We start from the raw sequence: 11445 nt of genomic DNA, 5'->3' as shown, positions 1-11445 counted from the left end.
GGGGGGCTCCCCCCGTTTGGTGGACACGCTGATACTGGATCTGCTTGATCCGGAGGAAGCGAGTCAGATTTATGTCCATGAAGGACTATTCGGACGAGTTCAGGGCTGATGCTGTGGCCCTGTACGAGTCCACGCCCGGGGCGACGTTGCGTGGGATCGCAGCCGACCTCGGGGTGAGCAGAGGGACGTTGCGGGATTGGGTCGTCAAGGCCCGTGCGGGCCGGGGCGAGGAACCCTCGTTGCGGGGCCCGCGGATCAAGTCTGAGACGGTCGGCAAGCCACCGTCGGGGCGGGTGGCCGAGCTGGAGGCGCAGGTCAGGAAGCTCGAGGCGGAGAAGGCTCTGCTGACGACCGAGCGCGAGATCCTGCGCAAGGCGGCGAAGTATTTCGCCGGGGAGACGAACTGGTGAACCGCTTCCAGTTCGTTGCCGATCACCTGGACACCTTCGAGGTGAAGCGGATGTGCGTGGTGCTGGGGATCAACCGGTCCTCGTACTACAAGTGGGTGGCCGGAGCAGCGAAGCGGGCGGTCCGGCAGGCCGCCGACCAGGCCCTGGCCGAGCAGATCCGGGCCGTGCACGCCGAGTGGGACACGACCTACGGTGCCCCGCGGATCACCCCGGAGCTGGCCGACAAGACGGGCCGGCCGGTCAACGAGAAGCGGGTCGCGAGGGTCATGCGCCGGTTCGGGATCGTGGGTCTGCACCTGCGTAAGAAGGTCCGCACGACGGTGCCGGCCACGGACGCGCCGATGGTCCCTGACCTGCTGGAGCGGGACTTCACTGCGGATGCGCCGAACCGCAAGTACGTCGGCGACATCACCTATCTGCCGACCGGGGACGGGCAGTTCCTCTACCTCGCCACGGTGATCGACTGCTTCAACCGGCGCCTGGTCGGCTGGGCGATCGCCGACCACATGCGCGACACCCTGGTGATCGACGCCCTGGAAGCCGCGCAGCGGGAACGCGGGTCGCTGGCCGGGGCGATCTTCCACTCCGACAACGGCGCCCAGTACTGCTCCGCTGGCTTCCTGGCCGCTTGCGCCAGGCTGGGCGTGACCGTCTCACGCGGCAAGGTGGGCACGAGTGCCGACAACGCTCTGGCCGAGAGTTTCAACGCTGCCCTGAAGCGCGAGACGCTGCAGGGCAAGCGCCGCTGGGACGGGGCCCGGGCCTGCCGTCTGGCCGTGTTCCGGTGGATCATCCGCTACAACACACGACGTAGGCACTCCTACTGCGGCTATCTAAGTCCTATCGACTACGAGAACGCTCATACTGCTACACTCGACCTTGCCGCATGACACAAAGCCGTGTCCACCATTCGGGGGGAAGCCCCTGGTGGACCATGACGTTGTCCAGCGCCTCATCCACCATCAGGCGGCCGGAGCGGGTGCGGGTGCCGAAGTCGTGGTCACCGAGAAGGTGGACCAGGGTCATGGTGGTCCAGGCCACCGACATCTCGTGGCCCGCGGATTGGATCATCTGCGCGGTGTCCAGCAGCTCGGTGTCGTCCAGGGCGTGCTCGTGGTGCACGATCGTCGAGAGCAGGTCGTCGCCCGGGTCCTCGCGCCGGATGGCGATCAGCTCGGCGAGCATGGTGTTAAGTCCGACGAACGCAGGCACCGCCGCGGGGGTGTTGGAGAAGATGTCGGTGGCGTACTGCCGCATCCGGTCTGCCAGGTGAGCCGGCAGCCCGTACATCGCCGCCACGGCCAACGACGGGACGGCGGCGGTGTAGGAGGCGACAAGGTCCGCCTGGCCCAAGGGGGCGATCTGGGCGAGCAGTGCTCTGCACGCCGTGCGCACGTCGCGGACGAGCTTGGTCTCGTCGATCGCGGCGAACGCATCGTCCACGACGCTGCGCAACCGCACCCGCCGATCGCCCTCGGTGTAGAACGCGTTCTGGCGCGGCGAGAAGAACGCGTGCAGGCCCGTGCCAGGGGCCACCCGGCCGTCCTGGAAGGCTGCCCAGTGCTCGACGTCGCGGCTGAAGACGGACCAGGTCATCAGGATCTGCTTGATGTCCTCGTAGTCGAGCACGAGCCAGGCCAGCACGCCGTCGGACAGCTCGACCGGCACGACCGGTCCCCACTGTGCCCGCCACGTGCGGTAGACCGCGTCCGGGTCGGGGGCCATGGTCGCCGCGGCGAGCATCGGCAGCCCCGGGCCAGGGTTCGCGGCGAGGTCGTCCAGGCGGACATCAGACGTGGTGCCGAACAACGTAAGTCTCCTCAGAGGGGGCGCGCAGGGCGCACGAAGCCCAGGTAGGACGAAGCGAAGGGGGACGTGGCAGCGCGACCAGCGATAGGCGGGCATCGGGTGGGCGGGCACCGCGCGTTCTGCCAGGGCCGCAGACGGTCGCGGCCCCGGCGGAGTGCGGCCGTCAGGCTCTGGTCGTGCCCAGGTGGACGGGCAGGCGGGCGTGCCCGTTGGTGATGAAGCCGGGGTTCGCCGGGATCGTGCCCGGGTCCTCGGCGAGGCGCAGGCCGGGGTACCGGTCGAACAGAGCGGGCAGTGCGACCTTGGCCTCCAGAACCGCCAAGGGTGCGCCGAGGCAGTAGTGGGTGCCGTGCCCGAACCCGAGATGGTCCCGGGTAGCTCGGGTCGGGTCGAACGCGTCGGGCCGGTCGAACTTGCGTGGGTCACGACCGGTACCGACGTAGGAGACCAGGATCGCGTCACCTGCCTGGATCTGGGCGCCACCAAGCTCGAACGCCTTCACGGCGAACCGCAGCGGGAGGTTGCCGGCGACGCCCGCCCAGCGCAGGGTTTCGTCGATCACCGCGTCCCACGAGACCTCGCCGGCCCGGACCGCGGCCAGGTGCTCGGGGTGGGTCAGCAACGCGAACACGGCCTGGTCGATCAGGTTGCCCGTGGTCTCGTACCCGGCCACGATCGTCAACCGCACGGTCTCCAGCAGCACCTCGCGGGTATAGGCGTCCTTTTTGCCCAGCGTCTTGACCAGGTCGCTGGTCAGGTCAACGCCCGGGTCGGCCACCTTGCGGTCGACCATCGTCTCGATCGCGCCCAGCAGTGCCCCGAACCGGGCCTGCGCTACGTCGGGGGTGATGGCGGTGTCGAACAGGGCGTCCGCACCTAGCAGGAACGTCCCGGCCAGATCGTCTGGAACACCCAGCAACGCACCGATGGTCTCGATCGGCACAGGAAGGCAGAACTCTGCCCGTAGATCCATGACCCGCCCGTCAGCAGCAGCAGCAGTGGCCATGACGTCTAGGCGATCAGCGACGATCTGCTCGATCACCGGTGCCAGGCGCTCGATCCGACGTGGAGTGAATGCCGGCGCGGCCCAGGACCTCAGATCCCGATGCCGCGGCGGGTCGGCGGTGAACATACCCGCCTTGACTGCCCACATCAGCAGCGGCCAGCCCTCCGGTACCCGCCCGGCGACGAAGTCGGCCCAATGCGCGATGTCCTTGGACACCAACGGGTTCCTGTTGCGGACCTTCAGCAGCTCGACTGCCTCGGCGTAGCCGAGCACCACCCACGCGGGCCGCCCGCCGGGCATCTCAACGCGGACCATCGGGCCGTCGGCCCGGAACCTCTCGATCTCGCCGTACACATCTTTCCCGGTCGGATCCAGGACATGTCGTGCCGGGGCAGCAGAAGTCATGGGCGCTACCGCACAGCAGCCGGCGATCACAAACAAGAGTTCCCCGCCGCATTCTGGCAGTCTGCGGTACGCATTTTGGCAGAATGCCTATTCTTTCGGCCCGAGACGAGCATCGACCTCGCAGAATGCCGGAGCCGACCTGCCAGAATGCCGTGCCGAGACCACGCGGTAACCGGCAGATTGGCCATGAACCCCTTTTCGCTCGGGAAGGGGCCGGTAGATCCCTCCGGAGGCGCTCGTGCCCGTCACCGTTCCGCTGCTCACCCCTGACCAGATCGCCCAGTTGCCCGAAGCGGCGCGCAGCGTCGTGGACTACCGCAAGTCCGGGCTGTCGCTCAACCACATCCAGGGCTGCCCACTGGACTGCGCGTACTGCATCCGTCACACCTACGGCGTGTGGGAGATGACCCAGCCGCGCGCTCTGATGCCCGACGACGAAGCCGTACGACAGCTGGTCGAGCACCCCTACTTCCAGGCACATCACACCCCGGTGCAGATCTTCAACCGGGCAACCGACCCCTTCCTGCCTCGGGTCAAGGGGCACCTGTTCAACGTCCTGGAAGACCTCGACGCACGGGGACTGACCAACCACGTCCTGGTCATCACCCGTTACCGGGTCGACCCGGAGGACTGCGACCGGCTCAACCGGCTGGCCAACATCCGGGTCACGATCCTGGTGACCTTCTCCGGGATCAGCGACAAGCGGATAGAGCCGGTCGCGAGCGAGATCGCCGAGAAGTCTCTCAAAACCCTGCACGCGCACGCGGACCGGTATCGCGTCATCCTGTATTGGCGTCCGTTGGTGCCCGGTCTGAATGACACGCCGGAGCACATGGCCAAAGCCGTCGAGCTGTCCCACCACGCGCACGGGACGGTGTTTACCGGCCTGTTCTACCGCGACGAGATCGCCGACTACTACAAGGCCAATAATCTCCCGGAGCCGTACGCGGACACCGCGCGCCGCAAGATCGTCCCCGAGACCCTGGAGCGCCGGGTCCTGGAAGCGTTCACCGACGGCGCCGGCGGGCCGCTGTTCCGCAAGACCAGCTGCTCGGTCTCGTTCGCCCACGACGTGCCGGACTACAACGGGCACTACGGCGTCCGGGAGCTGTGCGACATCTGCCCGGTCAAGCAGCTGGCGCTGTGCGCACAGAACCATCAGGTCCCGACCGAAGACGCGGTCCGAGACCTCGCGCGCCGGCTACCAGGCAGGGAGGATGTCGAGATCGTGGACATCACCGAACGCGCCGTGCTGGTGGCCGGGCTGGACGAGTCGCCCCGGTACTTCCTCCAGCACGGCCTCGGGTTCCAGTTCCACGACACGCGCCACCCGCACAAGCTCCGCCTGCACGGGCGCGCCGACATCGGGTGGGTCCCGAACGAGGAGACACCCGCATGAGCATGGTCTGGGATGAGGCCGACTACGTCGTCGTCGATGTCGAAGGCAACGGCGCGCGGCCACCAGAGCTCGTCGAGGTGGCCGTGGTGCCGGTCCGGCGGGGGAAGATCGAGAAGGCCAGGACGTGGCTTCTTCGCCCGCCGACGCCGATTTCCTGGCAGGCGCACAAAATCCACGGCATCAGCAACGACGACGTCGCCGACGCGCCCGCCGTCGGAGAAGTTGCCGGAGAGATCCGGGCAGTGCTGGGGAGCGCGATTCCGGTGGGGCACGGGGTGCACGTCGACGTCGACGTGCTGCGTCGATCGCTGCCCGGCTGGGAGGTCCCGGTCGCGCTCGACACGTTGAAGCTGGCGCGACGCGCCTTCGACCTGCCCTCTTACGGGTTGAGCGCCCTGGTCGAGCACCGCCATCTCGCCGACGGTCTGCCTCCGGGGATGCGGGCGCACCGGGCCGACTACGACGCGACCGTCACCGCGCGGCTCTTCGTCCAGATGGCCAGGCTCACGCCAGGCACGACCCTGGAGGAGCTCCGGCAGGCCGGCGCGATGGGCTCATCGTCCAAGCAGGCTCCTGCGGTGGCCGCCGACGCGACGCTGTTCGACCTATGACGGCCCTGATCTCACGCCGTGCCGGTCTGCTGATTGCCGTCGACGGCCCGTCCGGCGTCGGCAAGTCGACGCTGTGCGCGAACCTGAGCACGCTCCTGCGTACCGCGGGCCTCGACGTCCACCAGGCCACCCAGCCTTCCACCGGACCGATCGGCGCCCTGGCGCGCGAGCTGACCCAGACGGTCGCCGGCCACGCCTTGGCGTGCCTGTACGCCGCCGACCGCTACCACCAAGCCACCACCGAGATCGCGCCCCGCCTGGCTGCAGGACAGATGGTCGTCACTGACCGGTACACGGCCTCCGGCATGGTCATGCAACGCCATGACGGCGTCGATGTCGCCTTCCTGGACACCATCAACACACCGGTCCTCGAAGCCGACCTGACGATCCTGCTGACCGGCGCACCCGACGTCGTCCGAGCGCGCCTGACCGAGCGCGGAGCGCACAACCGCTACCAAGACCAGCCCGACGCGACAGCCAACGAAGTGGCCTACTTCCTCGAGGCAGCCGACCGGCTCGCCCAGACGAACGCTCGGATCGAGCGGATCGACACCACCGACCTGGACGCCGCCACGGTTGCCGAGCGGGCGGCAGCGATCGTGCTCGAAGTCCCCCTCGACCTGAAGGAGGCCTCATGACCAGCATCGCACCTGCAACCACTGATCTGGGCGGAACATTCAGCATCGGCGGGGACCTCCCGGTCCGCCGCATCGGGTACGGCGCGATGCAGATCACCGGACCCGGCACTGGTTCCACCCCGCCGACATGGACGGAGCCAAAGCCGTCCTGCGCGAAGCGGTCGACCTCGGGGTCAACCACATCGACACCGCCGACGCCTACGGGCCGGAGACCAGCGAACGCCTCATCCGCAAGGCCCTGCACCCCTACCCGGACGACCTGGTCATCGCCACCAAGGGCGGCATGACGCGCCAGGGCCCGAACCGGTGGGCGCCTGTAGGTCGCCCGGAGTACCTGCGTCAATGCGTCGAGATGAGCCTGCGCCGCCTCGAGTTGGACCGGATCGATCTGTACTACCTGCACCGCATCGACCCGCACGTGCCGTTGGCCGACCAGCTCGGCGAACTCGCCGTACTCCGTGAAGAGGGCAAGATCCGACACATCGGGGTATCCAAGGCCACCCCCACCCAGGCCGAAGCCGCCCGAGCGATCACCCCCATCGCCGCTGTGCAAAACAAGTTCAACCAGCTCGAAGGGGACCGCGCCGTCTTGGAGTACTGCACCGAACAGGGCCTGGCGTTCGTGCCCTACGCACCGCTCAGCGCCGGAACACTCGCTCGCGCCGGCGGCGCGCCCGAAGCCATCAGATGGCTCCTGGACCAGTCGCCCGCCGTCCTACCGATTCCGGGGACGACATCGATCGACCACCTCCACGCCAACCTCGCCGCAGCGACCCGGAAGAAGGCCTGAATGACGCAGCCCGACCTCGCCCAAACAGAACTCGACGACGAGCCCGCACCGGTCGCACCAAGCGCCGAGGCACTGCGTGAGCAGATGGTCAAGGAACTCATCGAGGAGGGCGTGCTCGACGATCCAGCGATCCAATCAGCGTTCCGGGCTGTGCCGCGTGACGTGTTCGCTCCGTCAGGTACTCCGACCGAGCTGCCGTACGCAGTCCACGATGCGCTGCGGACCCGCTTCTCAGCCGAGGGCAGAGCGCTGTCGTCTTTGTCGGCGCCGTACATGCTTCTCTGCACTAACGTCAACTACCTGGAAAGGTTCTGAGTCAACCGTCTCGGTGGCGGGGGTCACTCTGGCTGAGGATGGGCTGACGCGAGCATTGCACCGCGGCCCGGATACCGTGGCCCGGTGGGAACTGAGCTAGCGACGCGGTTCATGGCCACCGTGCGGATCGATGCGCGCGGGCGCACCCATGTGCCTGTTCCGTTCGAGCCTGACACGGCCTGGGGCGCCAAACCACGCCATCACGTCACCGGGACGTTGAACGGGCTCGGGCTGCGGGGCGTGCTCGAGCGGACAGCGCACGGGTTCGTGCTCGTCTTGGGGCCAGCGTGGTGCGGGGGCGAGGGGCCGGCCAGCGGCGACCAAGCGCGGGTGGTCCTTGCCCCCGAAGGGCCTCAACGCGCCGATCTGCCTGCGGACGTCGCGGCGGCCCTGGACGCGGTCCCTGATGCTGGTGCGTTCTTCGACTCGCTCGCCCAGTTCTACCGCAAGGCCTACCTGCGCTGGATCGAGGCGACCAAGCGCCGGCCGGACCAACGCCCGGTGCGGATCGCGGAGGTCGTTCGCCTGCTCCAGGATGGTCAGAAGGAACGCCCGGGAGGATGAGCTCAAAGCCTCGGTGCCGTGCAATGCCGACGGCGACGTCGTCGGGGCTTTGTGTGAGCTGTCGGCACCAGCATCGAGGCGGCGGTGCCCTGCACGCTCATGGTCGAGCCCGATCAGGCGCCGGCTCGTGCCGCCCGGTGATCCATTGGAGCATCGGCCGGCGGGTCAGCGCCCGCTCGATCTCGCCTCCGGCGGTAGCGTCGGACCCGTGGAGTCGGTGGTCGATGTGCTCATCGTGGGTGCTGGCCCGACGGGGCTGACGCTTGCTGCCGAATTGTGTTCTCGTGGCGTCAGTTTCCGGATAGTGGATCGTGCACCTGATGCGGTGCATGAGTCGCGGGCGCTGGCGATCCAGGCTCGGACCCTGGAGGTACTCGCACCGCTGGGCATCTCGCCGGAGCTGGTCGCGGCCGGCGATCCGGCGACGGTCCTGTTGATCCATTCCGCCAAGCGCACGACGGAAGTCAGGCTCTTCGAGGAAGGACTCAAGGAGACCGCCTACCCGTTCCTTCTGTTCCTCTCCCAGGCAAAGACCGAGAGAATCCTCCTCGAGCGTCTTGCCGACTCAGGGATGCGGGTCGAACGCGACGCAGAGCTTCTTCGCCTCTCCCAGGCCGCCAGCTACGTCACCTGCACGGTCCGGACGACGCACGGTGAGGCCGATATCCGTGCGAGGTACGTCGTGGGATGCGACGGGGCACACAGCGCGGTCCGGCACGCCGCTGGGATCGGGTTCTCCGGGACGGCGTTTCCGCAGAACTTCGTGATCGCCGACCTCGAGGCGGACGGTCTGGAGGCCGGGCGGCTACATGCCTACGTCGGCGAGCCAGGGATGGTGTTCTTCTTCCCGTTGGGCTCACCGGCGCCCTGGCGGCTCTTGGCGATGGTTCCCAAGCACGACGCAACCGCCGAGCTCACCGTGACATCGGTGCAAGCCATCGTCCACCAGTACACCCGCGATCCGCTGGTGCTTCACGACCCGGCCTGGCTGACGGGCTTCTCCGTCCAGAGCCGACGGGCCGATCGTTTTCGTGCGGGCCGTGTCTTTCTTGCCGGTGATGCAGCCCATATCCATAGCCCCGCGGGGGCGCAGGGGATGAACACCGGCATCCAGGACGCGGTGAACCTTGGCTGGAAGCTGGCCATGGTGTGTCACGGGCTGGCGCCAGCGGGTCTGCTGGACAGCTATGAGCGCGAGCGGCTCCCGGTCGCCGGGGCGGTCCTGAGGATGACCAACCGGGCCTTCCGGGTGGCGACCTCGAGCAACCCGGTCCTGCGGTACGTGCGCCCTCGCGTCGCGGCGGCCGCAGCGCCTGCCGTGCTGCGCTCAACAGTGGTGCGCAAGGTCGGTTTCCGTGTCATCTCTCAGCTGAGCATCCGATATCGCAACAGCCCGCTGTCTGCTGAGGGACGGCCTCGGCTGCGTCACGGTCCGCATGCCGGCGACCGGTTCCCCGATGCCCCGGTCACCGTCGACGGAGTCCGAAGCACCCTGCACGCCAGCCTGTCCGCGACCCGGTTCGACGTGTTGCTTTGCGGGCCGGGCGACAGCTGGACCGGCCGCGCGCCCGCGGACGAGTGGCCGGGCTTTCGACTCGCGCGGCTGAGTGCGACCGAGGCGCCTGGTGTCCTGACCGACCCGACCGGCCAGGCCCTGCGCCGCCTGGGTCTGGGAACACAGGACACGGCGCACTACCTGATCCGCCCCGACGGCTACATCGGCTACCGTGCCCGCGGCACCGACCTGGGCGGTCTGCGCGCCTACCTGAGGTCCTTGTTCGATGCTCCCGCCCCGCCGCCACCGAGTCCGCGATGATCGACAAGCAGGAGCACGGCTCGGACATCTGCGGTGCCATCGGTGACCTGCGCGAGCTCGACGAGGCGGTGCAGGTTGCCCTTGCCTTCCAGAAGAAGAACCCGGACACCCTGATCATCGTCACCGGTGACCACGCGCATTCCACCCAGATCGTCGGCGGCGTCACCGACGGCAAGCAGGTGGCCACCCTGCAGACGGCCGACGGGGACCCGATGACCGTCGCGTACTCCACCAGCGACGTCGGCTCCGACCACACCGGCACCCAGATCCGAGTGGCCGCCTCCGGGCCGCAAGGCGCCAACGTGACCGGTGTCATCGACCAGACGGACCTCTTCCGGACCATGCTCGGACGCTCGCCGAGCGTCCGCTCGCCGAGCGGACGCTGACGCCCAGACGTTGAGCAGCGGCCGCCGACCCATCGCCGAAGGCGTCGTTGAGCAACGGCTCGCCTGCCTTAGGATGGCTCCCACTATGGGTGTCCCGGTCAGACGGCGAGCAGGCTTGAGCGCTGCACAGCGCCTTGTCGCGGTCCTGTTGCTCGCGCTGACCGGTGTGCTGGGCGTCGCTGCGTCGGAGGCATCGGCTCCGGCTGCGGCGATGCCAGCTGTACCTGCTGTCGAACCGGCGGCGTGGCCCGGCGAAGCCGCCCACGTCGCGCTCGACGACGCCGTATCCCGCAGCTCTGACACGATCAGCCTGCTGTGCGTGTGCGCCCTCTTTGTTGTCACTGTGCTCCTGGTGAAGGGGCTGGGTTCGCCGCTGCGCAGGCAGGGTCGTCGCCTCGGGATGGCTGCGAGGCACTCGCTGGTGAGGCTGGTCTCCTCCCCGGTGCCGTTGTCGAGCCCGTGGTCCTGGGGCGTGTGCCAGCAGTAGAAGACACGAGCGTTTCGATCGTGAATTCTCCTGCCTCGCTGAACCGCTAACCATCTGCGCTCAGCCCGTATTGCGCTGGCTGCGCAGGTCCCTGGCGGGCCCAGGTCGTGGCCTGCCCTGACGCGTCTCGCGAATCTTGGCGCGCTGCCCTCGTCGCAGTAGCAGCATGCCTGCGGTCTGGCGCGCACCTGGACTGTGTATTGCCCTGTCCCGCTTCATGCCGGGCCTGGCTGATCCCCGGAAGGAACCATTTGATGGAGATCTCTGCTCTCAGCGTGCTCCTTGTCTGGTCCACGGCCACCGCGCTGGTGGTGGCGCTCGTCGCCTTTGCGATAGACCTCTCGCGACAAGCCGAGCACCGGTCAGCACCTGCTTTCACGGCAGCAACTGCGATCGCGGCGCCCCGGCGCGCAGCAGGAATCGGTCTGGCCACGACATGGCTGGCCACAGCACTGCTCGTTGTGGCCATCGTGCTGCGCGGCGTCGCGGCCGGCCGCACACCATGGTCGAACATGTACGAGTTCACGCTCGTGCGGACGTGCGCGTCACTGCTCGCGTTCGTCCTGCTCAACCTGCGCCGAGACGCGCGCTTCCTGGGAACCTTCGTCACCGGCATCGCGACGCTGTTCCTGGTGCTGGCCGTCAACGCGTTCTACACCCCGGCCACCGGCCTGTTCCCCGCCCTGCAGTCCTACTGGCTGGTCATCCATGTCGGCGTCGCCGTCGGCGCCGCCGGGATCTTCACCGTCAGCTTCCTGACCTCCTCGCTGCAGCTCCTGCGCGACTCGCGTGACAGCGGTGGGGCGATC

13 protein-coding genes are annotated in these 11445 nt (G+C 68.1%); 11 read left to right on the top strand and 2 right to left on the bottom strand.

Going from position 1 to position 11445, the window contains the following annotated elements:
• Positions 1-71: 71 nt before the first annotated feature.
• Positions 72-1300, top strand: a protein-coding gene (locus tag APR04_RS29850) for an IS3 family transposase (protein ID WP_253877744.1) whose coding sequence is annotated in 2 segments (ribosomal slippage) — positions 72-396 and positions 396-1300 — 1230 coding nt in all. Because the reading frame shifts where the segments join, the coding sequence is not laid out codon by codon here.
• Here APR04_RS29850 and APR04_RS29845 read toward each other — a convergent pair.
• Together APR04_RS29845 and APR04_RS29840 are read right to left on the bottom strand one after the other, a co-directional pair.
• Positions 1278-2219 carry a cytochrome P450 family protein gene (locus APR04_RS29845; protein ID WP_253878208.1) on the bottom strand — a complete coding sequence of 314 codons (942 nt, stop codon included), beginning with the start codon at positions 2217-2219 and terminating at the stop codon, positions 1278-1280. The genes APR04_RS29850 and APR04_RS29845 overlap by 23 nt on opposite strands.
• Positions 2220-2382: 163 nt before the next feature.
• Positions 2383-3630 carry a cytochrome P450 family protein gene (locus APR04_RS29840; RefSeq protein ID WP_253878206.1) on the bottom strand — a complete coding sequence of 416 codons (1248 nt, stop codon included), beginning with the start codon at positions 3628-3630 and terminating at the stop codon, positions 2383-2385.
• 238 nt (positions 3631-3868) lie between these two features.
• Here APR04_RS29840 and APR04_RS29835 point away from each other — a divergent pair, with 238 nt between their 5' ends.
• From APR04_RS29835 to ccsA, 10 genes are all read left to right on the top strand, one after another.
• Positions 3869-5029, top strand: a complete 1161-nt coding sequence (locus tag APR04_RS29835) for a radical SAM family protein (protein ID WP_253878204.1) — start codon at positions 3869-3871, stop codon at positions 5027-5029.
• On the top strand, positions 5026-5640 hold the full coding sequence (locus tag APR04_RS29830) for a 3'-5' exonuclease (protein ID WP_253878202.1): 615 nt from the start codon (positions 5026-5028) through the stop codon (positions 5638-5640). Before APR04_RS29835 ends, APR04_RS29830 begins: the two co-directional genes overlap by 4 nt.
• Positions 5637-6278, top strand: a complete 642-nt coding sequence (gene tmk / locus APR04_RS29825) for a dTMP kinase (protein ID WP_253878200.1) — start codon at positions 5637-5639, stop codon at positions 6276-6278. The genes APR04_RS29830 and tmk overlap by 4 nt, the downstream gene beginning before the upstream one ends.
• 127 nt (positions 6279-6405) lie before the next feature.
• Positions 6406-7068 carry an aldo/keto reductase gene (locus APR04_RS29820; protein ID WP_253878198.1) on the top strand — a complete coding sequence of 221 codons (663 nt, stop codon included), beginning with the start codon at positions 6406-6408 and terminating at the stop codon, positions 7066-7068.
• Entirely contained in the window at positions 7069-7383 is a 315-nt protein-coding gene (locus APR04_RS29815; protein WP_253878196.1) for a hypothetical protein, read from the top strand.
• Positions 7384-7467: 84 nt separating this feature from the next.
• A complete protein-coding gene (locus APR04_RS29810; RefSeq protein ID WP_253878194.1) occupies positions 7468-7947 on the top strand; it encodes a YdeI/OmpD-associated family protein in 480 nt (159 codons plus the stop codon).
• Between the two features lie 208 nt (positions 7948-8155).
• Positions 8156-9763 carry an FAD-dependent monooxygenase gene (locus APR04_RS29805; protein ID WP_253878192.1) on the top strand — a complete coding sequence of 536 codons (1608 nt, stop codon included), beginning with the start codon at positions 8156-8158 and terminating at the stop codon, positions 9761-9763.
• Positions 9760-10149, top strand: coding sequence for an alkaline phosphatase (locus APR04_RS29800; RefSeq protein WP_253878190.1), 390 nt, complete (start codon positions 9760-9762; stop codon positions 10147-10149). The genes APR04_RS29805 and APR04_RS29800 overlap by 4 nt, the downstream gene beginning before the upstream one ends.
• Before the next feature lie 115 nt (positions 10150-10264).
• Entirely contained in the window at positions 10265-10636 is a 372-nt protein-coding gene (locus tag APR04_RS29795; RefSeq protein WP_253878188.1) for a hypothetical protein, read from the top strand.
• A 254-nt stretch (positions 10637-10890) separates the two neighbouring features.
• Positions 10891-11445 (top strand): cytochrome c biogenesis protein CcsA (gene ccsA / locus APR04_RS29790; protein ID WP_253878186.1); only part of this gene is annotated, 555 nt, incomplete at its 3' end.

This window comes from Promicromonospora umidemergens (assembly GCF_024171995.1).
GTDB lineage: Bacteria > Actinomycetota > Actinomycetes > Actinomycetales > Cellulomonadaceae > Promicromonospora > Promicromonospora umidemergens.
The sequence above is the reverse complement of the archived record's forward strand: the minus strand, read 5'-3'. Positions and strand labels throughout refer to the sequence as shown.